The sequence below is a fragment of the Mycolicibacter engbaekii genome (assembly GCF_002101585.1).
Lineage (GTDB): Bacteria > Actinomycetota > Actinomycetes > Mycobacteriales > Mycobacteriaceae > Mycobacterium > Mycobacterium engbaekii.
Genome location: NZ_LQOT01000014.1, coordinates 1 through 26220 on the forward strand (window position 1 = coordinate 1; position 26220 = coordinate 26220).

Sequence of the window (26220 nt, forward strand, 5' to 3'; positions counted from 1 at the left end):
TAGCATCCAGCATGACTCGTTGATCACCACGCGTGACTCACGCCGATCCGAAGTCCACCACCCCACGGGGCACTATCGGATCAGTGCACCATTGGTTGCCGAGAGGCGCGCGAGCGCAATATTATTGGGAGTATTCGTCTCGGTATGTTCCGCGTTGGCTGCAAGCCTGTAACTGCGGCAGAGATGGTCCTTCGCGTCGGCCCTCTGAATAGCAGTGAAGGTCCGTTCCGCTCCTTCTGACGGGCGGGTGAGCGCGCTCATCAAGGCCGTGGCCGCAATCAGGACCGCTAGCGCTGCGAGCGCAGTCGCCGGGCGCCCTCGTGCGCTTGGGGGAAGGGGATGAGGGCCGAGCGGCGAATTCGTGTTCACTTCGCGAATATAAACTGCGCCCGGCAACTCTGTGGGTGGACCGCATCAGCATTTCCGGCCGACCGCCAATGAGCTACACCAGCTGGCTTCAGTGCGGCGCTCGTACGCGGCATCGGGTGTGCCTCATAGCTTCTACGCGGTAGCCGCGCCCACCGGCGTCGTGATTCTTGGCGCCCGTTAGACGACTGCCGTACCTGGCCATCAATGAGCTCATTCACCGCACAGCGCCTTCACCGCTCGAGCGTTAGCGTTCGTGTCGTCAACTATCTGCTGCCATGCCGCCGACGTAGCGGTTTCTGTGCTGGCCAATGCTGCCTGAGTTTGCAGGGATATCGCCAACACATGGCCAGCGTCGCGGAGACTGGCGTCAAGCGGTGGATCGGCCGCCGCCGTTTCGAGTATCTGGGCGCCGTTGACCATCGCAATGCGCGCCAAAGCAATCTCGCCGCCTGGGGCTGTATCGATCTGCGAAGCGCGAAAAGCCAGATTGAATCTCTCGCAGAACTGTACTTTTGCCGCAGCCCTCTCGCCGGTGGAGTACGTGGCAACAGGCGGGGCGGCCCGGTTGAGACTAATAAGAACGCCCGCTACAGCCACTACAGCGGTTGCGATAAGGCCGATGGTTAGCGCGGCGATCGGCCGGCCACTGGGTCGACTAGGCGGTGGTCCGGGCCACGGTGGCGGTGTCATCGTCACAGTCCGGATGTTAAACCCGAATCCGGCGAAACACCGTTCGAATGCAGCGCGGCGACTACGGGGAAATCTCCCTACCGTGCCAACGGCTTATAGAAAACCAGTCCGTTGCCCTTGTTGTCGTAGACCACCGCACGACGCTCATGGGCATCGTCGTAGGGGCCTTTCACAATTCCGCCGCCGCTGGCTTCGATGGCCTTCGCCGCACCGTCGACGTCGTCGGTCTTGATGCCGACCACCACCTGTCCGTGTATGGGGTGGTCGACCGCGGTCGCCAGAGCCAGTGTCACCGAACCGCCGTCAAGGGCGGCGAAGTGCGCCCCGTCGCGAAACTTCAGCGGCATGCCCAGGGTCTCGCTGTAGAACTTGATCGATTCGTCCAGGTTGTCGGTGGACAAGACGATCATCCGGATGTCGTGGTCGCTCACTACTTCCTCCTGTGGTTCGATCTCGGTCCAGGCTAAGCCAGGGATACCGTCACCGGGTGGGTAAACGCCCGGGCTGCTTTGGTTGGCCCAGGTGCTGGTGGGGCGGGAGCGAAACCGACGTGCTGACCCCGGCCCCCAGGAACGTCGGCCCCCACCGCAAGGCGGGCTTGGCGCCCGTGGTCGTCGCCGGATGGGGGCATAGCCCCTGGTGGAAAGCCCGACGAGATGCTCAGTGCAGTAGCGGATTTCGCCTACGGATCACCGGCGGACTGAGGCGGCCACAATCGTTGTGTCGGCTGCGTGCGGCAAGCGAACCCGGCGTGAACGCCGCTGCCCAACGCCCCCGCGCGCAAATAATCTGCGCACCCGCCGGACCCGAGACACTAATCTAACCGCATGGGAATCGAAGCGCGGCCCGCGCTCAAACCGGACATCACACCACTGGCGCAGGCCTTGGGGCGGGCGTTTTACGACGACCCGGTGTCGATGTGGCTGTTGCCCGATGACGACGCCCGCACTGGACAGCTGACCACGTTCTTCGGCACCTCGACCCGCTACCACCACCTGGCCGGCGGCGGCGTCGAGGTGGCCTACGACGGTGCGGAAGTCGGGGCGGCTGCACTGTGGGATCCGCCCAACCGCTGGAAGCAGTCGGTGTGGTCGCAGCTGCGGATGGTGCCGTCGTTGCTCCTGTCCCTGGGCTTTCGGCTTTCCCAGGGCCGCGCACTGACCGATCTGCTGGATGCCAACCACCCCGAGGAGCCGCACTGGTACCTGGCGGTGATCGGCAGTGACCCCGCGGTGCGGGGGCGCGGCTTCGGGCAGGCCGTCATGCAGCCGCGGCTGGATCGCTGTGACGCCGAGCTGTGCCCGGCCTACCTCGAGTCGAGCAAAGCGGAGAACGTGCCGTACTACGAGCGGTTCGGTTTCCGTGTGATCGGCGAGATCAAGGTGCCCAACGGCGGCCCGACGTTGTGGAAGATGTGGCGGGAGCCGCAGACGCCCTAGCCGACCGGCTCGGCTCAGTCGCTGACGGTGTCGCCGAGGCGTTCGGCGGCAGCAAGGTAGTCCCGGGCGAACTCGAACACGACGTCGCGCGCCGGCTTCACCTTGTTCATCAGGCCCACACCTTGGCCGACGAAGTAGGTCGAGAGCGCCTGCGCGCCCTCATGTCCGGTGGCCGCCAACTTGTCGATGCGACGAAGCGTCGGCTCGGCCAGCATGGACTGCAGCGGCAACGGCAACGTCGGATGACCCTTTTCGTTGGGCCGCCACGCGTCCGTCCAGTCCGAGACCAGCTGGCGAGCGGGCTTGCCGGTGCGCCCCGTGGAGCGGATGGTGTCCCGCGAGCTGGCCGCGAGCATCTTCTGCACGGTGTGCGGCGCGGTTTCGGCTTCCTCGGTGGTGAGCCACACCGAACCGGTCCAGGCACCGGCGGCGCCCAGCGCCACGCACGCCGCCATCTGGCGGCCGGTGACGATCCCGCCGGCGGCGAGCACGGGCACGGCGTCATCGATGGCCTCGATGACTTCGGGGACCACGACCAGCGTCGATACTTCGCCGCAGTGTCCGCCGGCCTCGGTGCCCTGAGCGACGATGAGGTCGACGCCGTGGGCCACCTGTTTGATGGCGTGCTCCTTGGCGCCCACCAGGGCCGCAACCGGGATGTCATTGTCTTTCCCGGACTTGATCATGTAGTCCGGCGGGACGCCGAGTGCGTTGGCCATCAGGCGGATGGGATGGGAGACGGCAACTTCGAGCAGTTGCTCGCCCGCGGTGCCGGCCAGCAAGGCCGATCCCAGGCGGGGGGTCTCGTCGGGCTCGATGTCGTGTTGGGCTAGCAGATCTGCGATGAAGGACTTGTACTCGTCGGGGATCCGGTCGGACAGTTGGCGGCCGGACAGGTTCTCGCCCTTGCCCTCGAACTTCGCCGGGACGATGATGTCGATGCCGTACGGCTTGCCCTTGACCTGCTCGTCGATCCAGGTCAGTTCCTGGTCCAGCTGTTCGGGGGTGTAGGCGGCGCCGCCGAGCACACCGAAGCCGCCAGCGTTCGTCACCGCGGCCACCACGTCGCGGCAGTGGCTGAAGGCGAACAGCGGAAAGTCGATGCCGTACTGCTCGCAGATGGGGGTCTTCACGGTTCCACCGCTCCTTCAGGGGACGAGATCACTGACCGGGACCTGGCCCGGCGAGGGCCCAGGTGACTGTCAGGACGCTATCGCAGCACCCTGCGCGCTCGGCGGCGGGTGCGGAATTACCGCAGAACGCGCTGTGCCGCCAGGCAAGATGCTCTCGCCTGGCGGCACAACGTGCGTGTTGTCGGGTGGGTCAGGCCACCAGTGCATCCAGATCGAGGTCGAGCAGCGGAGGCACTTCGGCGTCGGCCAGGTCCCCAGCGCCCAAGCCCTGGTCGGTCAGCAGCGCATCCAGCCAGGAGAACTCGGCGCTTCCCGGCGGGGGCAGCGGAGCGTCGGTCGGCGCGATCACCCCGGATCCCGTCAGGTAGGCGACGCCGCGCGCCAACAACTGCGTCACGTCCACGGTCAGGCCACCGAAGAAGTCGTTGAGCTGTTGGCCGACCGCGGCCAGCCCGCTGATCAAGAAGATGTCCTGGTCGACGATGCCCTGCAGGAACTTGTCGATCTCGGTGACGAGCCCGTTGAGCACGTAGGGGATGGTGCCGACCACGGTGCGCAAGCCCAGGGCCAGGTCGTTGCCGATGTTGGGGTAGCCGTACATCGAGATGGCCGACAGCAGCGCCTGCTTGAGGTCGACCGGTTCCACCAGGCTGCCGGTGATCTCCGGGTCGGTGAACATCGGAGACCCGTCGAAGTCCGAGCGCAGCGGCACGCCGAAGATCTGCAGGATGGTCGGAGTGATGTCGGCGATGGAGTAGTTCAGGTTCTGGCTGCCGGCCTGCGCCTCGTTGCCGGCGAGAGAGAAGATGACGAATTGCGAAGTCTCGTTGGGCGATTGGAAGCCGTGGCCGAAGCCCAGCGACTGCTGGTGGCCGTGGTCGGTGGTGACGATGACCGTCCACCCATCGCCGGTTTCGCCTTGGGCAATGGCGATCGCGTCCATGATCTGCTGGATGTTGCCGCCGACATTGATGACGGCCTGTGCGTATTCGGCCGAGCCGCCGCCGAACGTGTGACCGGCCTCATCGACCTGAACCTGGTAGGAGAAGATGAAATTCGGAATATCCGGGCTGGTCGTGGTCGCGAGGATCTGTGCGATGGTCTCCTCGGTGACCTCGGCGTCGGTGGCGGCCCAGGAGTCCTGGAACGGGATGAACAGGTTGTGGTCGGCCGGGTAGCCGCCCGCTTCGCCGATTCCGTTGATGAAATCCCAGTCGGCGATCACCGAGGTGTTGACCTCGGGGCGGAAGTACTCGAGCAGGTTGAACACCGTGGGCCAGGCGTTGTACGGCTCGGGGGAGAACACGTTGTTGATCACGCCGTGCTTGTCGTCCCAGACCCCGGTGAGGATGGTCGACCAGGACGGACCGGAGATCGTGGTGTGGTTGACCTCGCTCGCCGCGCCGGTGATGCCCTGATCCATCAGGGTGCGGAAGCCGCTGCCCTCGTCGTAGGCGTATTCCAGGATCTTCGAGAGGTTGGTGCCGTCGACGCCGATCAGCAGCACGTTTTCGGCGGCCAGCAACCAGTCGGCGGTGGTCGCCGACAGCCCTACCGGTGTCCCGACGGCGGCCCCGGTGCCGGCAACCAGGGTTGCGACGGCCACTCCAGACAGAAACTTCTTGGCGGATATCACGATCGGTTCCCCTTTGTCAGAAGTGATGGGGCTGATGCTCGAAGATACTAGCAGTTACCCAGCGAAAACTCAGGTTTCTCGGCAGGTCTGCTCACCTCAGGGCAGCGTGCAAAACCAGCGGAACGGCGGGACGCCGTACCCGCGCGGGGGACCCTGGTCAGTCCACCAGTACGTCGAGGTCGAACACCGGCGGAACATCGACCTCGACCAGCTCGGGGGCACCGAAGTCGACGGCGGCGAAGGTCTGGTCGGCCAGCAACATCTCCAGGGAAGCGGTGAATTCGGCCGGCGCGGGCAGCGGTGCGTCGTTGGGCGCAATGACGCCGGCCCCGGTCAGGTATGCAATAGCGCGGCCTAAGTCGTTCGCCACGTCGATCACCCACCCACCGACGGTGTTGAACACCCACTGGGCGCCCTGGGCCAGCCCGCTGATCAGGAAGATGTCCTGGTCGATGATCGACTGCAAGAAGTTGTTGACGGGAGGGAAGGCCCAATCCCGCATGAAGTAACCGGCACCGCCGGCCAGCGCACGAAGACCCAGCATGAGGTGGGTACCGATGTCCGGGTAGCCGTAGGAGTCGATTGCGGCCTGCAGTGCGGTTTTCAGGTCATCCGGGAAGACAGTGCTGTTGAGCAGTTCCGGGTCGAGCTGCATGGGGGTGCCGTCGAAGTCCGACCGCATGGGAATTCCGAAGGCCTGCAGGATCGTGGGCACGATGTCGACGGTTTGGTACGCCAAATTCTGGGCACCGGCCTGGTCGTCATTTCCGGCCAGCGAGAACATGATGAAACTCGTGGTCTCGTTAGGTGACTGGAGTCCGTGTCCGAGGCTGAACCCGGGCAGGTCGGGGTTCAGCTGATGGCCGTGGTCGGTGGTGAGGATGATGTTCCACTTGTCGCCGGTGGCCGCCTCGGCCAACGCCACCGCTTCCAGGATCTGCTTGAGGTTCGCCCCGACGTTGATGACCGCGTTCATGTACTCGTCGGACCCGGCGCCGTAGGAGTGTCCGGCGTGGTCGACCTGAGACTGGTAGGCGAACATGAAGTTCGGGATATCCGGGTTGGTGGTGGTCGCCAGGATGCGGGAGATGGTCTCCTGGGTGACGAGCTCGTCCATCTCGGCCGAGGTGGATCCACCGGAGATTCCGATGATGTTGTCGGCCGGATAGTGGCCGATGGAGGCGATCTCGGTGAACAGGCCCCGGCCGGAGATCACGGTGGTCTCCACGTCCGGCCGACTGTACTCGATCAGGTTGAACACTGAGGGCCAGGTGGTGTACGGCTCCGGGCGGTAGACGTTGCTGACGATCCCATGCTTGTCGTCCCACACCCCGGTGAGGATGGTCGACCATGACGGCGTGGACAGCGTCTGGTGGCCGGTGAGGCTGGTGACGGCGGTAATGCCCCGGTCCGCCAGCATCTTGAAGCCGCTGTCGTCGTCGAAGGCGTACTCAAGGATCTTGTCGATGCGGGTTCCGTCGGTGCCGAGCAGCAGAAAGTTCTCCGCTGCAAGCATCCACTCGGCGGTCACGGTCGACAGACCCGCCTGCGTCCCCACCACCGAACCCGTGCCGGCGACCAGGCTGGCAACAGCCACGCCGCAGAGAGCTCTCTTGATTGTCGTCACGATCGGGTCTCCTGGTTGAAGTGGTGGGTGTTGGCGCCGCCGGCTTCGGCGGATCAGCCCAACAGGGCCTCGAAGTCGAACAGCTGCGACAGGTCGACGGCCAGCAGGGACGGGTCGGAGAACTCGGCACTGCCCGGCAGCGGCAGCGGCGCGTCCGTGGGCGCGATCACGCCCGAGCCGAGCAGGTGGGCAATGCCGTGCGCCAGCGTGTTGGTGACATCCACGGTCAGGCCGCCGAAGAAACCGTTGATCAGCTGAGCGCCCTCGGCCAGCCCGCTGATCAGGAAGATGTCCTTGTCGACGATCCCCTGCAGGAATTCGTCGATCCCGTTGACAAACATGTTCAGGAAGTAGGGGACGGAGCCGATCACCGTCCGGATTCCCAGCGTGATGTCGTTACCGATATTCGGGTAGCCATACATCGCCAGCGCGGACAGGAGTGCCTGTTCCAGATCGACGGGCGTGACGTGGCTGTTCAGAACGGTCGGGTCGTCCGCGAGCGAGACGCCGTCGAAGTCCGAGCGCAGCGGGATGCCGAACAGCGACAAGATCGTCGGGGTGATGTCGGCGATCGAGTAGTTGAGGTTCTGGCTGCCGTCGGTCGCATCGTTGCCGGCTTGATCGAAGATGACGAACGACGATGTCTCATTGGGCGATTGGAAGCCGTGGCCGATGCTCAGACCGGGCAGCGTCACCGTCTGCTGGTGGCCGTGGTCAGTGGTGATGAGGACCGACCAGTCGTCGCCGGTGATTGCCTGTACCTGGGCGATCGCGGCCAGGATCTGTTGGAGGTTGGCTCCGAGATTGATGATGGCCTGCGTGTATTCCTCCGACCCGCCGGCGAACTCGTGCCCGGCGTGGTCGGCCTGCGACTGGTAGGAGAACAGGAAACTCGAGATGTCATCCGGGTTGTCCGCGGTGCCGAGGATCTGGGCGATGGTCAGCGCGGTGACCAGCTCGTCGCTTTGGGCGGGACTGTCCTCGGGGCCCACGAAGACGTTGTTGTCCACGACGTATCCGCCGGAGTCGGCCAATTGGTTGAGGTAGCCCCAATTGCTGATGATCGTGGTGTCGATCTCCGGCTTGTTGTATTCGATGAGGTTGAACACCGACGGCCATTGCGTGTACGGCTCGGGCCGGAACAGGTTGTTGAAGACGCCGTGCTTGTCGTCCCAGACTCCGGTGAGGACCGTCGACCAGGACGGCCCGGAAAGCGTGGTGTGGTTGATGATGCTTGCGGTTCCGGTGACGCTCTGCTCCATCGCCGTCTTGAAGCCGCTGTCGTCGTTGTAGGCGTACTCCAAGACCTTGGAGAGGTTGACGCCGTCGAGACCGATCAGTAGCACGTGCTCGGCGGTGAGCATCCAGTCGGCAGTCACTGTCGACAGGCCCGCCTGCGTCCCCACTGCCGCTCCCGTGCCCGCAACGAGGCTGGCGACGGCCGCACCGCACAGAAACTGCTTCACCTTTGTCACGATCGTTTCCTCACCGGAGTATGCGGATCACTTGGCGGCGATGCTAGCAGCTGACCCCCAGGAAAAATTAAGCTTAGCGGCCGGCTCCGCTCATTTGCCCAGTAAGTTACTGAGGAATCTGGGGGTTGGGGGAGCGTCCAGGCGCCTGCGGGTTAGAGAACGTCCTTACCGCTGACCAACGTCGCGCGGAACTGCATCACCCGGTACGGCCAGCCCTGCGCGGTGTGCCACTGCGAGACCATCAGGCCCACCCCGCCGGCGTGATCCACCCGGGAACCCGGCAGCACGTAGCCGCCGTAGAGCTGCGCGACGCGGCCGCGTGCGTGGTCTTCGTTCTCCCAGCCGCAACCGAGCAGCGGCAGCTGCAGGCGTGCCTCGCTCAGATCCGCCGCGGGCGACTCCAGCACCCGATAACCCAGGGCGTAGTGCGACGAGATGAACCCGCCGAGGACCCAGGTGCGCGGCGCCAGCCGGCGCAGGGACAGCTCGCCCCATGTCTCGCCCGGTGGGGTGATCGGAACCGGGGGCCGGCCCCAGGCGCGGCGCTCGCCGCGATAGCCCCAGCCGGAGTACTTGCGGGGGTCACCGAGATGTGCGGGGCGCACGCGCTGCAGGATGACGCCTTTGTCGCGCTGGAACCCGGTCGAGACCACATACACCCAACCGTCTTCGGGGTCGTAGTCCCAGGACCAGCACTGGGCGTGTCCGCGATGCAGCCGGGCCGGAAACCGTGTTCCGACGTTGTGCCACGAGACGCCGTTGTCGGCCGACTGCCAGATCTCAGTCCACGCCACGTGGCTGAAGCCACGGTTGACGATCGCATGCAGGTAGAGCGTCTGCTCCACTCGGAGCAGATCCGACGGGATCACGGTGCTGATGGACTCGCGGTCCAGCCACGAGACCGGTTCGCGGTGCCGGTAGTGCCACAGTTGGCGGGCGTAGTGCGCCTCGATGCCGCCGGCCCGGTGGTAACGGATCCGATGGGCGGCGTCGCCGGTGCCGATCAGGATCACCGGGGAGCGCCAATCGCCCTGGCCGACGCGGTCGCCGGCGAAGGTGTCGCCGAACACCGACACCAGCGTTCCGTTGGGCGCCAGCACCGACGCGCCGAGGTCTGTGCAGGTCGCGCCCCACCTCTCGGTGATGCCCGGGCCGGTGACGTCGGCCAGCTTCCCAGGGGCATTCCGAGCGGCGGGGCGCACGGGTTCAGGGCTTGCTGCGCCAGCCGCCGGCGCCCACCGCGATCATTCGAAGTTGTTTGACCGCAACCTGTTTGATCTCGGTGAGCGTCTCGGGATCGGGGGAGTCTTCGATGGCTTCGGCGGTGACGATCATCGCGTTGACGAACAGTCCCGCCAGGATGTTGAGATCCTCGGAGCTCCAGGCGCTGAATGCGGGGAAGCGCGCCAGGTCGGTGGCCAGTTCGGAGGTGATCAGCCGGATCTCGGTGCGGATCGCGTAGCGCAGCACCGTCATTCCGCCGAAGCGCTCCCGGTTGATGAACCGCCAGTACTCCCGGCGGGAGCTGACGCTTTCGACCAGGACATCCACGGAGGACTCGATGATCCGGCTGGGGTCCACGCCGCCGGCCCGGGCCTCGCGCAGAGTCTCGCGCAGTGCCCGAAACGACTCGTCGATGAGCACCAGGCCCAGGGCGTCCATCGACTCGAAATGGCGATAGAAAGCGGCCGGAACGATGTGCGCGGCCCGTGTCACCTCGCGCAGGCTCAGCGCACTGAAGCTGCGTTCGTCCACCAGGGTCAGCGCCGCGCCGATGATGGCCCGGCGGGTGGCCTCCTTGCGTTCCTCGCGGGAAACCCGCTCCGGCTGTTCGGGGCGCGGGGGACGCTCAGGGCGGGCCGCACGCTCCGGCCGCGGTGGCCGCGTGCGCCCACTTCTGGAATTCGGCGTACGACTGTTCACTGTTGTGAAGCGTAACACATCGGGCAAAGAAGCCTTGACTCGTCGTGAACGAGTGTTCACTGTGTACATATGTTCACTCAAACGTTGACGCGGCGGGTCCTGGGCTCCAGCCTGGTCGATCTGCTCACCGGCCCTCACGGGGTCGACCGCTACACCGAACTGGTGTCGCCGACGTGGTCGCGACACGATGCCCGCGCCCGGGTGGTGGAGGTCCGCCGCAGTACCCCGCGCAGCGTGACGCTGCTCCTGCAACCCAACGACGCGTTCCCCGGTTTCAAGGCCGGCCAACACGTCAACCTGTCCGTCGACATCGACGGGCGCCGGCGCACCCGCTGCTACTCGCCGGCAAGCGCCGAGGGTCAGCGGCTGCTCGAGCTCACCATCGGCCGCCACGAAGGGGGCCTGGTCTCGGAGCATCTCTTCCGCAACGCCCGGCCGGGGATGGTCGTCGGCCTGGACCGGCCCGCCGGTGACTTCGTACTTCCCGCGATCCGCCCCCGCCGGATCCTGCTGGTCTCCGGTGGCAGCGGCATCACCCCGGTGATGTCGATGCTGCGCACCCTCAACGCCGAGCAATACGCGGGCCGGGTGACCTTCCTGCACTACGCCCGCAGTAGCGAGGAGGCCTGCTACCGCGACGAACTCGCGGCCATGCCGCGAGTCCGCGTCCTGCACAGTTACACCCGCACGCCCGACGCCGGCGACCTGCGGGGCCATTTCGGTGCCGAACACCTGCAGGCCGCCATGCCAGACGCCGAGGCGGTCTATGTGTGCGGTCCACCGAGCCTGGTGGCGGCGGTGCGGGAGCAGCGCCCCGACGCGATCTCTGAGAGCTTCGTGCCGCCGGAGTTCGCGCCGGCCGGCGCTTCCGGTGGGCGGGTGACATTCCTCGACAGCACCGTCGCGGTGGCCGATGACGGCCGGCCCCTGTTGGAGCAGGCCGAAGCCGCCGGACTGAAACCGGCCAGCGGATGCCGCATGGGCATCTGCCACAGCTGCACCTGCCGCAAAACCGTTGGCACGGTGCGCAACCTGATCACCGGTGCGGTCTCCACCGCCGAGGAAGAAGACATCCAGATCTGCGTTTCGGTGCCCGTCGGCGACGTCGCAATCGACCTCTGAAGTTCAACGACCTCACAACCCAAGGAGCCAACCATGACACAGTCAGTCCTTGAGCGAACACAGCCCGAACAGGCGGTGACCCCCAAGCGCTCAGATCTGCCGGCGCGTCTTGACGCCTTCGGCGCCGAACTCGACGCCCTGCGCCAGCGTGTCCTCGACGACCTCGGCGAGCGTGACGCGGACTACATCCATCGCGTCATCAAGGCGCAGCGCGCCCTTGAGGTCGGTGGGCGCGCCCTGCTGTTCCTCGGAATCCTCCCGCCGGCCTGGCTGGCCGGCACGGCCATGCTCGGCTTGTCGAAGATCCTCGACAACATGGAGATCGGTCACAACGTCATGCACGGCCAGTACGACTGGATGGGCGAACCGGCGTTGTACGGCAAGCACTTCGAGTGGGACACCGCCTGCCCTGCCGATCAGTGGCGGCACTCGCACAACTACATGCACCACACCTACACCAACATCGTCGGAATGGACCGCGACGTCGGCTACGGCATTCTGCGGATGAGCGACAAGCAGCCCTGGGAGCCCTACTACTTGGGCAACCCGTTGTACGCCTTCTTGCTGATGGTGCTGTTCCAGTACGGCGTCGCAGTGCACGAACTGGAAGCCGAACGTATCCGCGCCGGTGAGATCGGGTTGGCCGACAAGCGGGAAATGCTGCGGGAGACCTGGCAGAAGGTGCGTCGCCAGACCCTGAAGGACTATGTCGCTTTCCCGCTGTTGGCGGGGCCGTTCGCGCCGCTGGTGTTTGCCGGAAACATGACCGCCAACCTGATGCGCAACGTGTGGGCCTACATGATCATTTTCTGCGGGCACTTTCCCGAGGGCACCCAGGAGTTCACCGTCGAAGAGGCCGTGAACGAGTCGCGGGGCATGTGGTACTACCGCCAGATCCTCGGTTCGGCAAACCTGACCGGCGGCAAGTGGTTTCACGTCCTGACCGGCAACCTGTCGTTTCAGGTCGAGCATCACCTGTTTCCCGACCTGCCGGCGCACCGCTATGCCGAAATCGCACCGCAGGTGCGCGAGATCTGCGAGCGCTACGGCGTGCCCTACAACACCGGGCCGCTGCTCAAGCAGTTCGGCAGCGTGGTCCGCAAGATCTGCAAACTGGCACTGCCCTGGAGCTGAGTCAGCCCCGGGGGCCCAGCAGTGCGATCGACGCGTCGATGGCCGGCTCGGTGATCACGCCGATATCGGTGCCGTCCTCGACAGCCAGGGCGGTGAGTTCGCGCAGGCCGCCCAGCAGAATCACCGCCAGGGCCGGGCTCAACGGCGGGAGGTTCGCCCGGCGAAACCCGGGACTGCCGCTGAGCTCGATCAGCAGGTTCGACATCAACTCCAGGCCGTGGCGCTGGGCCGGTCGGGCAACCTCGCCCAGCGACGGCATATCGCGAATCCAGCTCAAGGTGATCGCCGGTCGCGCGCGGATCTTGGCGACGTAGGCCTGGACCGCCTGACGGATCTGGACCTGCCATTCGGCCTGAGGGTCCACCGCGGTCTGGATTCGCAGAGCCAATTCCTCGTTGTCCACCCGCAGCAGCTCCAGAAAGCACTCCTCCTTGCTGGCGAAGTGGTCGTAGAAGGTGCGCTTGGAGGTGCGGGCGGCGCGCACGATCTCAGCGACGGTGCTGGCCCGGTACCCGCGTTCGGAGATCGAATCGGCCAGCCCGTCGAGCAGTCGGCGGCGGAACGGGTCGGCGGCGTCCGCCGCCGGGGCATCGATTGCCGGGATCGTCATCGCCGCACCTCCCCACGGGTAAGCCTTGCCCCTAATTGGTACCTAAGAGTACCGTGTCCCTCACGGATTTGGTACGCCCCAGTACCACGCTCACGTCGGGAGGCGTCGCATGACCCATATGGTTACCGGGACGGCCGCGGACGCCATCGAGCCCCCGGCGATCAACCTGCCGCCCGGCCCGCGTCACTCCAAGCTGACGGCGGGACTGCTGTTCATCTTGTCCCGCCGCCGGGCCCTGCTGGGCCTGACCCGGCGCTACGGCGCCGCCTTCACTGTCGACGTTCCGATGTTCGGGCCGACGGTCTTTGTGACCGATCCCGAATTGGCCAGGCAGGTCCTGCTGACCAGCCCGGAGGATCTGGGCAACATCCAGCCCAACCTGTCGCGGATCCTGGGGGAAGGGTCGGTGTTCGCCCTGGACGGTGCGGCACATCGGCGCCGGCGCAACCTGTTGAGCCCGCCGTTTCACGGCAAGCGGGTGCGGGCCTACGAGCAGATCATCGTCGAGGAGACCCTGCGCGAGATGGCCACCTGGCCCATCGGAAAGCCGTTCGACACCTTTCGGCCGATGAACAGGATCACCATCAACGTGATCCTGCGGGCGATCTTCGGGGCCGAAGGCGCCGACCTGGACAAGCTGCGGATCGGCCTGCCCAAATGGGTGACACTGGGTTCGCGCCTTGCGGCACTGCCGATTCCGATCCGCCGCTACGGCCGGTTCACCCCATGGGGCCGGCTGGCCGCCTGGCGCGCCGAATACGAGCTCGTCTTGGACAAGCTGATCGCCGACGTCCGCGCCGATCCCGACTTCGAGAACCGTTCGGATGTGCTGACTCTGCTCTTGAGCAGCACCTACGAAGACGGCACGGCCATGACCCGCAAGGAGATCGGCGACGAGCTGCTGACCCTGCTGGCCGCGGGGCACGAGACCACGGCATCGACCATGGCCTGGGTCTTCGAGCGGCTGAGTCGCCATCCAGAACTCCTCGACGAGCTGACCGCTGAGGCAGATGCCGGCGGGAACGCGTTGCGGCGTGCCACCATTCGCGAAGTGCAGCGGGTGCGCACCGTGATCGACTTCTCGGGACGGCATGTCTACGCACCCAGCGTCACGATCGGCGAGTGGGTGATCCCGCGGGGGTACTCGGTGATCGTGGCGATCAACGAGATCCACCGAAACCCCGGCGCATTCGACGACCCCGACGGGTTCGACCCCAAGCGCTACCTCACCGGCAGCCCGTCGGCGTTCGAGTGGCTGCCCTACGGCGGCGGGACCCGACGGTGCCCGGGCTCCACATTCGCCAACGTGGAGATGGATGTGGTGCTGCGGACGGTGCTGCAGCGCCTGGCCATCGAGCCCACCACAGCGCCGGGCGAGAAGTTCCACTCCCGGGGTGTGGCCTTCACGCCCAAGAACGGCGGCCGGATCACCGTGCGGCGCCGCGACTGACGCCGCTTAGCGCTGGGGCGCCAGCTGCCAGTCCGGACGGATGTAGTGACAGGTGTAGCCGCCCGGGAAACGTTCCAGGTAGTCCTGGTGCTCGGGTTCGGCCTCCCAGAACTCACCGGCCGGGCTGACCTCGGTCACCACCTTGCCCGGCCATCGTCCCGACGCCTCCACGTCGGCGATGGTGTCGAGCGCGATCTGGCGCTGCTCGTCATCGAGGTAGAAGATCGCCGACCGGTAGCTGGTCCCGATGTCATTGCCCTGCCGATTGGGGGTGGTCGGATCGTGAATGGCGAAGAAGAACTCCAACAGGCTGCGGTAGTCGGTCGCCGCGGGATCGAAGGTGATCTCGATGGCTTCGGCGTGGGTGCCGTGATTGCGGTAGGTGGCGTTGGGCACGTCGCCGCCGGTGTAGCCAACCCGGGTGGACACCACGCCGGGCAGCTTGCGGATCAGGTCCTGCATGCCCCAGAAGCAGCCGCCGGCCAGGATCGCTCTGTCGTAGTTGGTCATGCTTCGATTATCCGCGGCTATCCGCGTGCCGCCAGCGGATAGGAGCGGTAGCTGGTCAACACCGCGCTCGGCTCCCGGTAGGGCGGGGCCTGTGCTGTCAACTGCGGGAACCGGTCGAACAGCGCCAGCAGCCCTAACCGGATCTGCATGCGGGCCAGTGGGGCGCCCAGGCACACGTGCGGACCGAAGCCGAACCCCAGGTGGCTGGTTTGAGATCGGGTCAGGTCGAGCCGATCCGGTTCGGGGAAGACCGCCGGGTCCCGGTTGGCGGCAGCCAATCCGAGCAGGATCGGCGCGCCGGTGTCGATCACCACCGTCTCGTTCCCGGTGGCCATCTCGATGGGTGCGACCGCCACCCGGGAAATCATCAGAGCCGGACTGATCATCCGCACCAGTTCGTCGACGGCGTGCGGAGCGGCGGCGGAGTCTGCCAGCAGGCTGCGTTGGCCGGGGTCGGCGATCAGCAGCGCTGCCGCCCCGGTCAAGACGGCCGTGGTGGTGTCATGGCCCGCCGACAGCAAGAAGATGGCGTTGTGCAGCAGCTCGTCATCGGACACGGGCAATCCGCTCGCGGCCACCACCGACAGCAGGTCGTGGCCCGGGTCGGCGCGGCGCAGCGCCAGCAGGTCGGCGAGCAGGGCCTTCATGCCGGCGGCTGCGTCGTCGGCGGCGGCGAACACCGCGCGCGGCGCGGCGGGCTCCAGTGCCGCGATCAGCGCCAGCGACCAGGCCGCCAGATTGTCCAGTTCGCTGTCGGGCACTCCCAGCAGGGTGGCGATCGCCCCCAGCGGCAATGGCTTGGCGAACTGCGCCACCAGATCGAAGCCGTCGGGGTCCAGCCCCGCCGCCAGGGACCGGGCGCGGGCCGCGACTTCGGCTTCGAACGAGGCCAGCGCCCGCGGTGTGAACGCCCGGGACAACGGCGCCCGCAGCCGGCGGTGATCGTCTCCGGAGCGGTAGAATAGGTTGTGTTCCACGTGCGCCAGGTACGGGCGTCCCGGCTCGAGCTTGCCGCGGTACAGGTTTCGCCGATCAGTGCTGACCCGGTCGTCGCGCAGCATCGCCAGCACGTCGGCATAGCGAGTGAGCACCCACAGACCTTGGCTGTTGCGGTGGACCGGGTCGGCTTCGGCGAACCGTCGCTGATAGGCCAGCGGATCGGCATGCAGGTCCGGGTCCCGGAAGTCGAAGTCGAGTGCGCCCATCAGGTGCGTTCGGCGATCCAGGACGCCACCAGATCCGCGCAGACGGCCCGGCTGTCCGTCGGTTGTTCCAGGTAGTGATCGCCGGCGATGAAGTGGAGTTGCTTGTCGGTGCTGGCCAGCGAGTCGTGGATGTGGTGGGCGTCGCTGGGGAAGACTCCGGTGTCGGCGGTTCCCTGGATCACCAAGGACGGCAACGTAATCCGGCCCAGATGCGGGGCGCCCTGGCAGAAGGAGGTCTGCAGGCTCCACATGGACAGCCAGGTCCGCAGCGTGCAGTGCGCGGCGATGTTGTACGGCGAGCGGTTCGCGCGGCGCGGATCACCCAGGTAGCACTGGTTGAGCGGGCGGTCCGACGGGTCCAGCGAGGGGTCGAGGTAGCGCGGGTCAGCCCACACCCGGTGCACCGAGAAGGCGCGGTCGTAGGCGCCGCCTGCCTTCAGCCGCTTCAACTCTGCCTGCGCCCACGCGGTGATCCGGTCGTTGCGGTCCCGCTGGGCCTGGCGGTAACGGGCGATGAATTCCGGGGTGTAAGGCGGTGCGTTCTCCTCGGAGTACATGTCCAACGACGGATCACACGACAGCGGGTCGGACTCGTCGGTCACCGAGGGGTCGATCCACGCGGTCAGCACCTCCGGCCGTCCGGCGTGGGCCTGGGTGGAGACGTACAGGTCGCCGGGGGGCAGGGCGTTGACCGCGTCGGGAACCGGGCCGCCGCCCACGGCGGTGATGTGCGGGTCGACGGACTGCGACTGGTAGGCGGCCATCAGCGAGCCGCCGCCGGAGTTGCCGAGCAGGACGACCACGTCCACACCGCGTTCTTCGCGCAGCCACCGCACCCCGGCCGCGATGTCCAGCAGGGCGTGTTCGAGCAGAAACAGCGATTCGCCGCTGCGGTAGCGGGTGTTCCAACCCAGGAAGCCGTAGCCGCGCTCGGCGATGAGCGGCGCCAGGTAGTGCTCGGCGAAGTCCACGTTGTAGTGGCTGGCGATCACCGCCACCTTCGGAGCGGCACCGCTGGGCGTCCAGTACAACCCCTGGGCGGGGTGATAACCGGCGGGGTTGACCACTCCCGACGCCGAGGTGAGCGAAACGAATTCGCGGGTTACTGCCACTACATCACTCCTTCGATCATGAACCGTCATCACGCCAGCTCACCGAGCGGTACCACGTGTCGGTGAGCGTTTTGATTGCTGCTTCTTCGTCCAGTTCGCGCCCGGCGACGTCGCCGCCCGCCACCAGCCAGACATAGGTGAAGTTGTTGAGCATGGCGACGATGGCCGAGCCGACCAGCTCCGGGTCCGCATCGGAGGCAAAGCCCTTGCGCTGCGCCATCCGTACCGTCTGCGCCACCCAGTCGATCGCATCGGCGCACATGTCGCGCCAGCGCTGGGCGAACTCGTCGTTGATCATCGCCAGCTGGAACACCCCGACCATGACGCCGCGGTGTTCGCGGTAGGTGTTCCAGTGCGCCCGTACCGACTCCTCGATGATCTCGCGCAGATCCTGACCCGGGTGCAGGGCCTGCACCGCACGGCTTTTGGCCAGCGCGCGAAAGTCCTCGGCCAGCGACGCCAGCAAGTCTTCCTTGGATTCGAAATAGTGATAGAACGACGCCGGCGAGCGCCTGGCCGTCGAGGTGATGTCGGTGATGGTCGTCTTGAAGAAGCCTTTGCGGGCGATCACCTCGCGGGCCGCCTGCTCCAGGCGCGCCTGGGTGTCGCGGCCGCGGACGGTGGGACGGGCGGCCGTGACGTCCGGGGGCGCGCCCTCGGACGGTGTCATCCCGGTTCCGTCCGGTCCAGGTCGGCTACCAGGTCCGCCAGCCGGCGTTCACCGGCGGGTGTCTGACCGCCCGCCGCCAGGAAACGCCGCATCTTCGGCAGCGCGGCACCACGGCCGAGCACCGACGCGAACGCCGCGCGCTCCGCCGCCAGGCCCGCGGCGACGTCCGGTGCGGCCAGGGTGGTCTTGATGTCGGCGATGTCGGCCAGCGGCACCGTGGCGATTCGGGTCACCAGCCGGTCGAGGAACGGTGCGACGGCGTCAGGGGCCAGTGCCCGGTTGACCAGCCCGTAGCGTTCGGCCAGCTCGGCATCGAGGTCGTCGTGGGCGAGGATGACCTCCAGCGCGCGGCCCCGTCCCAGCAGCCGAAGCAGGTGCTGCGGACCCGAACCGGCCGGGATGACGCCGATGCCGGTCTCGATCTGGTTGAACACCGCGCGGCCGGTGACTGCGAAGCGCAGATCGAGGTTGACCAGCAGCTCCATCCCGCCGCCGGCCACCCGCCCGGCGACCACCGCCACAGTGACCTGGTCGAGTGCACGGAAGGCGCCGACCAGGTCTTGAAAAGAGCCGACGGAGGCCTCGGGGTCGTCGACCGAGGCGGCCAGCAGAGCCAGATCGACATGGGCGATGAAGAAGTCGGGGTTTGCACTTTCCAGTACCACCACCCGGATGTCCTGGCCGGCCGGTGACCGCAGCCAATTCACCAGACGCCACAGGTCGCCCATCATCGCGGCGTCCATCATGTTGATCTCGCCGTGATCGATACGTACTCGAACCGCCGGCCCGGTGCGGGCGACGGCCAGCGTGGTCAGCGAATCCAGGCCCATGAGGTGCGGGCTCAGCCGAGGCGGGTGGTGGTCGAGCTCGACGTGACCACTTTGGGATCCGCCGCTCGGGCGGTGCTTGTCAGCAAGGCCCGCGCCTTCTGCGGGTCGCTTTCGAAACCGGGTGTGTCCCGGCAAAGTTCGACCATGATCCCGTTGGGATCCAGGTAGTACAGCGAGTGGCACCAGCCATGGTCGACATCCATCAACGCCTTGACCCCGGCGGCGTCCATGCGAGCCCGGACTTCGTTCTGCTTCTCCTCGGTTGCCCGGAAGGCCACGTGATTCACCCAGACCGGCAGCCCGTTCGGGCGTGACAGCGAACTGGACCAGTCGGGCTTCTCACCGACTCCGTGCAGGTCGAAGAAGGCGATGCAGGATCCGTCGCCGAGGTCGTAGAACACATGCCGGAAGTAGCCGTCCTGCAGGTGCTCGACCTCGGTGTGCACCAGCGGGAATCCCAGCAGGTCCTCGTAGAAATGGTGAGTGGCTTCCAGGTCTGCGCAGGCGTATGCCGCGTGATGCAGGCCGACGGCGGGTTTGGGGGCAGTCACGTGGGCGGTTACCTCCTCACGGCCCGCGGTGGGCCGGCGGCGTCACCGTAACACCGTTTCGAATTCAAACCCAGATTCGATTTCGGCGGGGTCGGCTCTCGACAACACTGCTAGAACGTGTTCTAGTTCATCGCATGACGAATCCGCAGTTCAGCCGTGCAGAACTGGCGGCCGCATTCGATGTGTTCGAGCAGACCGTCGCCCGCGCCGCCGAAACCAAGGACTGGGACGCCTGGGTCGGCCATTACACCCCGGACGTCGAATACGTCGAGCATGCGATGGGAACCATGCATGGGCGCGACGAGGTGCGCAGCTGGATCCGCAAGACCATGTCCAGCTTCCCGGGCAGCCACATGACCGAGTTCCCGTCAGTGTGGTCGGTCATCGACGAGGCCGGCGGCCGCATCATCTGCGAACTGGACAATCCGATGCGCGATCCGGGCGACGGCACCATCATCAGCGCGACCAACATCTCGATCATCACCTACGCCGGTGATGGGCTGTGGCGCCGGCAGGAGGACGTCTACAACCCGCTGCGCTTCGTCTCCGCGACCATGAAGTGGTGCCGCAAAGCCCAGGAACTGGGCACCCTCGACGATGAGGCGGCCGCCTGGATGCAGCAGTTCGGAGGCAACGCGTGAGCCCCAAGCCCAAGCTGGTCATCGGCGCCAACGGATTTCTGGGTTCGCACGTCACGCGGCAGCTTGTCGACGCCGGCGAAGACGTGCGGGTCATGGTGCGTCCGAGCGCCAACACCATCGCCATCGATCACCTCGACGTCACCCGGTTCCACGGCGACATCTTCGACTCCGCCACGTTGGCGCAGGCGATGGCCGGCTGCGACGACGTCTACTACTGCGTGGTGGACACGCGCGCCTGGCTGCGCGATCCCAGCCCGCTGTTTCGCACCAACGTCGAGGGCACCCGCAACGTGCTGGCGGTCGCCAAAGACGCCGGCCTGCGCCGGTTCGTGTTCACCAGCAGCTACGCCACGGTGGGCCGGCGCCGCGGCCGCGTGGCCACCGAGGACGACATCATCGACCAGCGCGGCCTGACGCCCTATGTGCAGTCCCGGGTACAGGCCGAAGACCTGGTGCTGCGCAGCGTCGCCGAGGCGGGCGTGCCCGCGGTGGCGATGTGCGTGTCGACCACCTACGGCGACGGCGACTGGGGCCGGACCCCGCACGGGGCGTTCATCGCCGGGGCGGCCTTCGGCAAACTGCCGTTCCTCATGAAGGGCATCGAGCTCGAAGTGGTCGGGGTCGACGACGCCGCCCGCGCAATGATTCTGGCCGCCGAACGGGGCCGCAACGGACAGCGCTACCTGATCTCCGAACGGCTGATCGCACTGCAGGACGTGGTGAAGATCGCGGCCGACGAAGCCGGTGTGCCCCCGCCGGCGCGCTCGATCTCGGTGCCGGTCCTGTATGCGCTGGGCGCGCTGGGCAGCCTCCGGGCACGGTTGACGGGCAAGGACGCCGAGCTGAGCCTGAAGTCGGTTCAGATGATGCGCGCCGAGGCGCCGGTGGATCACAGCAAGGCGGTACGCGAGCTCGGCTGGCAGCCACGACCGGTCGAGGAATCGATCCGGGAGGCGGCGCGTTTCTGGGTAAAGCTGCGCGATGCCAGAAAGCGAGGTAGCCCCGCATGACACACAGCCCTTCGAGCAGGCGACCGATCCACACCCCGACCGCCGAATATCCGATCACCGTGACCCCGACGGGTCGACGGGTCACAGTGCGCGTCGGCGGCGAGCTCGTCGCCGACAGCGCCGACGCCCTGACGCTGCAGGAATCCACGCGTCCCGCCGTCCAGTACATTCCGCTGGCCGATGTGCGGCGCGACATGCTCACGCGGACCGCAACCACCAGCTACTGCCCGTTCAAGGGCGATGCCGCCTACTACAGCGTGAACACCCCGGACGGCCAGACCGTCGCCGATGCCGGGTGGACCTACGAACAGCCGTTTCCGGCGGTCGCCGATATCGCCGGACACATCGCGTTCTACCCGGCCAAGGCAGATATCGCCGTAGCCGACGCCTAAAGGCCCAGCACCTGGCCGGCGTACCGGGTATCGGTGAACTCGCGCACCGAGACGATCCGCCCATCATGGGTGTCGATGATGAACACCACCGGACTGTCGTAGTGCGAACCGTCGGCGGTCACACAGTCACCCATCGCTTCGATCACGACCGTTTCGTGTTCGTTGATGCAGCGCAGCAGGTCCAGGCCCACCCGCAGGCCCATTCGGCGCTGCTCGACCTGCAGCCGCAACGCGTCCTGGTCGATGGCCTCGCGGGTCAGGATGCTCCAGTAGGTGAAATCGTCACTGACCAGCGTGAAGATCTCATCGAGGTCATCGTCGCCACAGAGGCCCTGCAGAAACATCCATGCCAGTTCCGCCTGCGGATCATCAAAAGGGGTGGACACCACACCATCGTGGCGTGGCCGCGCGTGGCGGTCAACGCGAGCCCGGGATCCTTATGATCGCGTCATCAGTACTTCGCTTTGCCGCACCGTCGTCTTCCCCGGCCCGGCCAGTCCCGGGCTGACGTTGGCCCCGCTGCGCCGCGGGCCGGGTGACCCGTGCCTGCAGATGGCCGACGGCGCGATCTGGCGAACCAGCCTGATGCCCAGCGGGCCGGTGACGGCGCGCATCACCCGAGCGACCCCCGACGCGGTGGACTGTGCTGCGTGGGGCGCCGGTGCCGCGGAGTTCCTCGAAGGGCTGCCGGGTTTGCTGGGCGTCCATGACGACGCGGCGGACTTCGCCCCGACCGAGCCGACGGTGCGCGCCGCGCACCGGCGGGTGCCGCACCTGCGGCTGGGCCGCACCGGCCGGGTGCTCGAGGCGCTCATCCCCGCGGTGCTCGAGCAACGAGTGCCCGGCGTCGATGCCTTTCGGGCCTGGCGGCTGCTGGTCACCGAGTTCGGCTCGCCGGCACCCGGCCCGGCGCCGGCACTCATGCGAGTGCCGCCGCCGGCGCAGACCTGGCGGAGCATCCCCTCGTGGAAGTTCCACCGCGCCAACGTCGATGGGGGACGGGCCCGCACCATCGTGGGCTGCGCGCAACGTGCGGTCGCCTTGGAAAAGCTGGCGAACCGCCCCGCCGCGCAGGCCCGTGCGGCGCTGATGTCGCTGCCCGGCGTGGGGGAGTGGACCGCGGCCGAAACCGCGCAACGGGCATTCGGCGATGCCGATGCCTTGTCGGTCGGCGACTATCACCTGGCAACAATGGTCGGCCGCACGCTACTCGGGCATCCGATCGATGACGCCGCGATGACCGAACTTCTGGAGCCGATGCGACCGCACCGGCACCGGGTGGTGCGGTTGCTGATCGAAAGCGGTCTGGCTGTGAGTCAACGACGTGGCCCGCGATTGGCGCTCCAACGCATCAGCTCGTTGTAGACGACGCCCCGCGGGGGCTGTCGATACCGGCGGGAAACCGGCCGGTGTCGAGCGCATCGAGCAACTGCGCGAGGATCCACTCCATCGAGGAGTTGTCGCGGGGCAGCAGAGCCTGCTCGTAGCCCACCAGCAGATACATCGCGCAGGCGGCGAACAGATGCGCCGAGCGCTGATTATGCAGGATTTCCACGGCCGCCTCGAAGACGATGTCGTAGCGGTGCTGATCCACCTCGGCCTGCACCGCGTGGACTCGGGGATCCGCCGAGCCCCAGGCGCGGATCGCCGATTCGGCGCTGTGCGGCAACGTCAGTCCGAGCTGCATCAGGGTGTCGAGGCGCTGCCGGGGATCGGGTATACCCCGCGCGGACTCCGCCTGCTGGACCGTGCGGACGTCCCGCCAGTGCTGGACCAGCTCGCGGGTATACACCGGCCAACTGGTGAAGTAGTGGTAGAACGAGCCCGTCGTCACGCCCAGTCGATTACACACTTCGGCCAGCTTGAGGCCCCCGTGGCCCAACTCGGCAAGCACCTCGAGTCCTGTCTCGAAGTACGCCTGACGGGAGAGAATCGCGGCCATAAGTTGACTTTAGTTGGCCGGACGCCTTTGGTATACAGCACAGCGAACTCTTAAGTTAATCTTCGTTTCGCAATTCCGGGTGGACACCAGCCCTGCCCGTGAAACACTTGTCCGGTGCCGAATTCTGCGTTCCGCAGAGTGGGGCGGCCTCGGGGGGCGCGCTCCGGTGTGACGCGTGAGCGCATCGTGTCCGCCGCCAGCGGTGTGTTCGGCGAAGTCGGTTACCACGCAACGACGTTCCAGGCCGTGGCCGAACGCGCGCAGGTCACCCGGCCGGCCGTCAACCATTACTTCCCGCGCAAGCAACTGCTCTATCAGGAGGTTCTGACGCAGGCCGCGGCCCTGCTCCAGATGGCCGTCGAGGAGGCGCGTTCGCAACGCACCCTGGTGGGGCAGCTGTCGTCGGTGGTGGCGTCGTTCGTCCGGCTCGCCGAAGAAAACCACACGGTGGCGGCGTTCGTGGTCACCGCCGTGGTGGACGCCCAGCGTGATCCCGCCCTGCGGTCGCTGGTCGGTGCCATCCAACTTCCCACGCAATCGTTCCTGGTCGAGGCGCTCAGCGAGGCGATTGAGCGGGGAGAGCTGGTCACCGACTCAAGCGTCGCCGAGTTGACCGAGATGCTGCTGGCCGTGTTGTGGGGGGTCACGTCCTATATCTCCCTGGTGGGCGCCTCGCCGGGCGTGGTGGGCAGCTTTCAGGCGCTGCTGGCGCAGGATCTCTGGCGGTTGCGTCAGCCGGTGGACAGGCAGGGTTAATAGCCCGGCTAACTTTCGTCGGTAGCATGGCCTGCGACACCGGCCGTGACCCGAACGAGGTAACACCATGAGCGCACTGCGTACCCACAACGACACCTGGGATATCGCCACCAGCGTCGGTTCCACGGCGGTGATGGTCGCCGCGGCCCGCGCCGCCGAGACCGCCGGCCCCGACCCGCTGATCCGCGACCCCTACGCCCAACTGCTGGTTGCCGGGGCCGGTACCGGCGTCTGGGAGATGCTGCTCGACGAGGAGCTGGTCGCCAAGGTGGAGGCCATCGACCCCGAAGTCGCCGCGATGTATCACCACATGCGCAACTACCAGGCGGTCCGCACGCATTTCTTCGACGCCTACTTCAACGATGCCGCCGCGTCGGGCATTCGGCAGATCGTGATTCTTGCTTCCGGCTTGGACTCGCGGGCATACCGACTGCAGTGGCCGGCCGGCACCGTCGTCTACGAGATCGACCAGCCCAAAGTCCTGGCCTACAAGGAAGAGACCTTGACAGCGCACAACGTGACGCCGACAGCTGATCGGCGCACCGTGGCCATCGACTTGCGTCAGGACTGGCCTGCTGCGCTGACCGCGGCCGGCTTCGATCCGGCGGCGCCCACGGCATGGCTGGCAGAGGGCCTGTTGATGTACCTGCCCGCCGAGGGCCAGGACCGGCTGTTCGACCAGATCACCACGCTCAGCGCGCCGGGCAGCCGGATAGCGGCCGAAACCGCGGGCAACCATTCCGATGAGCGCCGGCAGCAGATGTCGGAGCGGTTCAAGAAGATCGCCGCGGCGATCGGGCTGTCGGAGACGATCGACATCCAAGACCTCGTCTACCACGATGACGACCGCGCGGACGTTCGGAGCTGGCTCGACGAGCACGGCTGGCGGGCCACCGCGCAGTCCTCCACCGCGGAGATGCGCCGGCTGAACCGCTGGGTGGACGTGCCGATGGGCGACGACGAGGATGCGTTCTCCGAATTCGTCACCGCGGTGAGGACCTGACCGGTCACAGCCGACCCGGCATGGCGGACTCGATTCGTCCCCCGTATACAGAGAAGACCTGGAAGTTGGCGCTAGGCCTTTCCGAGGGTTGTTCTAGCTTGGCGATGGAATCGAGGAAGGAAACTGATGTCCGGAGTGCAGGATCGTGTTGTCGTCGTCACCGGGGCCGGTGGCGGGCTGGGCCGTGAGTACGCCCTGACCCTGGCCCGCGAAGGTGCCGCTGTGGTGGTCAACGATCTCGGTGGTGCCCGCGACGGCACCGGGGCCGGGCACAACATGGCCGACCAGGTGGTCGCTGAGATCAAAGAGGCAGGCGGCCGGGCCGTCGCCAACTACGACAGTGTCGCCGACGCCGAGGGCGCTGCCAACATCATCAAGACCGCAGTCGAGGAGTTCGGCAAGGTCGACGGCGTGGTCAGCAACGCCGGAATCCTGCGCGACGGCACCTTCCACAAGATGACGTCGGAGAACTGGGACGCCGTATTGCAGGTGCACCTCTACGGCGGCTACAACGTGGTGCGGGCGGCGTGGCCGCACTTCCGTGAGCAGAGCTTCGGCCGCGTGGTGGTTGCCACGTCCACCAGTGGGCTGTTCGGCAACTTCGGCCAGGCCAACTACGGCGCGGCCAAGCTCGGCCTGGTCGGCCTGATCAACACGCTGGCCATCGAGGGCGCCAAGTACAATATCAAGGCCAACGCCATCGCTCCCATCGCGGCTACCCGCATGACCGAGGACATCCTGCCCCCGGAGGTGCTGGCCAAGCTCAAGCCCGAATACGTGGCTCCGGTGGTGGCCTACCTGTGCACCGAAGAAGTCGCCGAGACCGGCTCGGTGTTCATCGCCGGCGGCGGCAAGGTGCAGCGGGCGGCCCTGTTCGAGAACGCGGGCGCGGTGTTCGACAACCCGCCGTCAGTCGACGACGTCGCGGCTGCGTGGTCGGACATCGCCGACCTGTCGCAAGCCAAGGCGGCCAACTTCTCCCTGCAGTAG

At 66.6% G+C, this 26220-nt stretch carries 28 protein-coding genes; 11 read left to right on the forward strand and 17 right to left on the reverse strand.

All coding sequences use genetic code 11. The features are described 5' to 3' along the window. Positions 1-579: 579 nt before the first annotated feature. Together AWC02_RS21565 and AWC02_RS02680 are read right to left on the reverse strand one after the other, a co-directional pair. A complete protein-coding gene (locus AWC02_RS21565) occupies positions 580-1065 on the reverse strand; it encodes a hypothetical protein (protein ID WP_133055597.1) in 486 nt (161 codons plus the stop codon). Positions 1066-1136: 71 nt separating this feature from the next. Next, complete coding sequence (locus AWC02_RS02680; RefSeq protein WP_275986728.1) at positions 1137-1469, reverse strand: VOC family protein; 333 nt, start codon at positions 1467-1469, stop codon at positions 1137-1139. Positions 1470-1886: 417 nt separating this feature from the next. Here AWC02_RS02680 and AWC02_RS02685 point away from each other — a divergent pair, with 417 nt between their 5' ends. Further along, positions 1887-2498, forward strand: a complete 612-nt coding sequence (locus AWC02_RS02685; protein ID WP_085126992.1) for a GNAT family N-acetyltransferase — start codon at positions 1887-1889, stop codon at positions 2496-2498. Between the two features lie 14 nt (positions 2499-2512). On the opposite strand, the gene AWC02_RS02690 is transcribed toward AWC02_RS02685, so the two are convergent. From AWC02_RS02690 to AWC02_RS02715, 6 genes are all read right to left on the reverse strand, one after another. Further along, entirely contained in the window at positions 2513-3631 is a 1119-nt protein-coding gene (locus AWC02_RS02690; RefSeq protein ID WP_085126994.1) for a nitronate monooxygenase, read from the reverse strand. Positions 3632-3821: 190 nt separating this feature from the next. After that, complete coding sequence (locus AWC02_RS02695) at positions 3822-5267, reverse strand: alkaline phosphatase family protein (RefSeq protein WP_085126996.1); 1446 nt, start codon at positions 5265-5267, stop codon at positions 3822-3824. A gap of 157 nt (positions 5268-5424) precedes the next feature. Continuing rightward, the gene (locus AWC02_RS02700) at positions 5425-6894 is read right to left on the reverse strand and encodes an alkaline phosphatase family protein (protein ID WP_085126998.1); all 1470 of its coding nucleotides are present in this window, start codon (positions 6892-6894) and stop codon (positions 5425-5427) included. A 53-nt stretch (positions 6895-6947) separates the two neighbouring features. Continuing rightward, positions 6948-8369 (reverse strand): alkaline phosphatase family protein, encoded by a 1422-nt coding sequence (locus AWC02_RS02705; RefSeq protein WP_085126999.1) that lies wholly within the window; start codon positions 8367-8369, stop codon positions 6948-6950. A gap of 152 nt (positions 8370-8521) precedes the next feature. Beyond that, entirely contained in the window at positions 8522-9571 is a 1050-nt protein-coding gene (locus AWC02_RS02710) for a DUF4185 domain-containing protein (RefSeq protein WP_085127001.1), read from the reverse strand. 4 nt (positions 9572-9575) lie between these two features. Beyond that, positions 9576-10292 (reverse strand): TetR family transcriptional regulator, encoded by a 717-nt coding sequence (locus tag AWC02_RS02715; protein WP_085127003.1) that lies wholly within the window; start codon positions 10290-10292, stop codon positions 9576-9578. A 69-nt stretch (positions 10293-10361) separates the two neighbouring features. On the opposite strand from AWC02_RS02715, the gene AWC02_RS02720 reads away from it, so the two are divergent. Both AWC02_RS02720 and AWC02_RS02725 read left to right on the forward strand, forming a co-directional pair. Further along, on the forward strand, positions 10362-11414 hold the full coding sequence (locus tag AWC02_RS02720) for a ferredoxin reductase (RefSeq protein WP_085127005.1): 1053 nt from the start codon (positions 10362-10364) through the stop codon (positions 11412-11414). 33 nt (positions 11415-11447) lie between these two features. After that, on the forward strand, positions 11448-12548 hold the full coding sequence (locus AWC02_RS02725; protein WP_237160297.1) for a fatty acid desaturase family protein: 1101 nt from the start codon (positions 11448-11450) through the stop codon (positions 12546-12548). 1 nt (position 12549) lies between these two features. On the opposite strand, the gene AWC02_RS02730 is transcribed toward AWC02_RS02725, so the two are convergent. Beyond that, positions 12550-13158 carry a TetR/AcrR family transcriptional regulator gene (locus tag AWC02_RS02730; RefSeq protein ID WP_085127009.1) on the reverse strand — a complete coding sequence of 203 codons (609 nt, stop codon included), beginning with the start codon at positions 13156-13158 and terminating at the stop codon, positions 12550-12552. Positions 13159-13267: 109 nt separating this feature from the next. Here AWC02_RS02730 and AWC02_RS02735 point away from each other — a divergent pair, with 109 nt between their 5' ends. Continuing rightward, positions 13268-14608 carry a cytochrome P450 gene (locus tag AWC02_RS02735; protein WP_085127011.1) on the forward strand — a complete coding sequence of 447 codons (1341 nt, stop codon included), beginning with the start codon at positions 13268-13270 and terminating at the stop codon, positions 14606-14608. A gap of 6 nt (positions 14609-14614) precedes the next feature. Here the strand turns inward: AWC02_RS02735 and msrA are convergent, their stop codons facing one another. From msrA to AWC02_RS02765, 6 genes are read right to left on the reverse strand one after another with little or no spacing between them, the layout of a single operon-like run. Beyond that, positions 14615-15118: a peptide-methionine (S)-S-oxide reductase MsrA gene (msrA, locus tag AWC02_RS02740; RefSeq protein ID WP_085127013.1), complete on the reverse strand. Its 504-nt coding sequence runs from the start codon at positions 15116-15118 to the stop codon at positions 14615-14617. A gap of 17 nt (positions 15119-15135) precedes the next feature. Continuing rightward, complete coding sequence (locus AWC02_RS02745) at positions 15136-16323, reverse strand: cytochrome P450 (protein WP_085127015.1); 1188 nt, start codon at positions 16321-16323, stop codon at positions 15136-15138. Beyond that, positions 16323-17465, reverse strand: a complete 1143-nt coding sequence (locus AWC02_RS02750; protein ID WP_085127017.1) for an alpha/beta hydrolase — start codon at positions 17463-17465, stop codon at positions 16323-16325. The genes AWC02_RS02745 and AWC02_RS02750 overlap by 1 nt, the downstream gene beginning before the upstream one ends. Then, positions 17452-18105 (reverse strand): TetR/AcrR family transcriptional regulator, encoded by a 654-nt coding sequence (locus AWC02_RS02755; protein WP_085127019.1) that lies wholly within the window; start codon positions 18103-18105, stop codon positions 17452-17454. Before AWC02_RS02755 ends, AWC02_RS02750 begins: the two co-directional genes overlap by 14 nt. Continuing rightward, positions 18102-18935, reverse strand: a complete 834-nt coding sequence (locus tag AWC02_RS02760; RefSeq protein ID WP_085127021.1) for an enoyl-CoA hydratase/isomerase family protein — start codon at positions 18933-18935, stop codon at positions 18102-18104. The genes AWC02_RS02755 and AWC02_RS02760 overlap by 4 nt, the downstream gene beginning before the upstream one ends. Positions 18936-18946: 11 nt before the next feature. Beyond that, positions 18947-19486 carry a VOC family protein gene (locus AWC02_RS02765; protein WP_085127023.1) on the reverse strand — a complete coding sequence of 180 codons (540 nt, stop codon included), beginning with the start codon at positions 19484-19486 and terminating at the stop codon, positions 18947-18949. Between the two features lie 134 nt (positions 19487-19620). Here AWC02_RS02765 and AWC02_RS02770 point away from each other — a divergent pair, with 134 nt between their 5' ends. Genes AWC02_RS02770 through AWC02_RS02780 form a run of 3 tightly spaced genes read left to right on the forward strand, consistent with a single transcriptional unit; the run spans position 19621 to position 21529 of the window. Next, complete coding sequence (locus AWC02_RS02770) at positions 19621-20127, forward strand: nuclear transport factor 2 family protein (protein ID WP_046318292.1); 507 nt, start codon at positions 19621-19623, stop codon at positions 20125-20127. Further along, the gene (locus AWC02_RS02775; RefSeq protein WP_085127024.1) at positions 20124-21137 is read left to right on the forward strand and encodes an NAD-dependent epimerase/dehydratase family protein; all 1014 of its coding nucleotides are present in this window, start codon (positions 20124-20126) and stop codon (positions 21135-21137) included. The genes AWC02_RS02770 and AWC02_RS02775 overlap by 4 nt, the downstream gene beginning before the upstream one ends. Continuing rightward, positions 21134-21529 (forward strand): DUF427 domain-containing protein, encoded by a 396-nt coding sequence (locus AWC02_RS02780; protein WP_085127026.1) that lies wholly within the window; start codon positions 21134-21136, stop codon positions 21527-21529. Before AWC02_RS02775 ends, AWC02_RS02780 begins: the two co-directional genes overlap by 4 nt. On the opposite strand, the gene AWC02_RS02785 is transcribed toward AWC02_RS02780, so the two are convergent. Further along, positions 21526-21915 carry a nuclear transport factor 2 family protein gene (locus tag AWC02_RS02785; RefSeq protein ID WP_085127028.1) on the reverse strand — a complete coding sequence of 130 codons (390 nt, stop codon included), beginning with the start codon at positions 21913-21915 and terminating at the stop codon, positions 21526-21528. The two genes, AWC02_RS02780 and AWC02_RS02785, sit on opposite strands and share 4 nt — an antisense overlap. Before the next feature lie 64 nt (positions 21916-21979). Here AWC02_RS02785 and AWC02_RS02790 point away from each other — a divergent pair, with 64 nt between their 5' ends. Then, a complete protein-coding gene (locus AWC02_RS02790) occupies positions 21980-22894 on the forward strand; it encodes a DNA-3-methyladenine glycosylase family protein (RefSeq protein ID WP_085127141.1) in 915 nt (304 codons plus the stop codon). Here the strand turns inward: AWC02_RS02790 and AWC02_RS02795 are convergent. Further along, positions 22881-23471: a TetR/AcrR family transcriptional regulator gene (locus AWC02_RS02795; RefSeq protein WP_085127030.1), complete on the reverse strand. Its 591-nt coding sequence runs from the start codon at positions 23469-23471 to the stop codon at positions 22881-22883. The genes AWC02_RS02790 and AWC02_RS02795 overlap by 14 nt on opposite strands. Positions 23472-23657: 186 nt before the next feature. Here AWC02_RS02795 and AWC02_RS02800 point away from each other — a divergent pair, with 186 nt between their 5' ends. From AWC02_RS02800 to AWC02_RS02810, 3 genes are all read left to right on the forward strand, one after another. Beyond that, positions 23658-24227: a TetR/AcrR family transcriptional regulator gene (locus tag AWC02_RS02800; protein ID WP_237160300.1), complete on the forward strand. Its 570-nt coding sequence runs from the start codon at positions 23658-23660 to the stop codon at positions 24225-24227. 67 nt (positions 24228-24294) lie between these two features. Further along, positions 24295-25230 (forward strand): class I SAM-dependent methyltransferase, encoded by a 936-nt coding sequence (locus AWC02_RS02805; RefSeq protein ID WP_085127033.1) that lies wholly within the window; start codon positions 24295-24297, stop codon positions 25228-25230. A 126-nt stretch (positions 25231-25356) separates the two neighbouring features. Continuing rightward, positions 25357-26220 carry an SDR family oxidoreductase gene (locus tag AWC02_RS02810; protein ID WP_085127035.1) on the forward strand — a complete coding sequence of 288 codons (864 nt, stop codon included), beginning with the start codon at positions 25357-25359 and terminating at the stop codon, positions 26218-26220.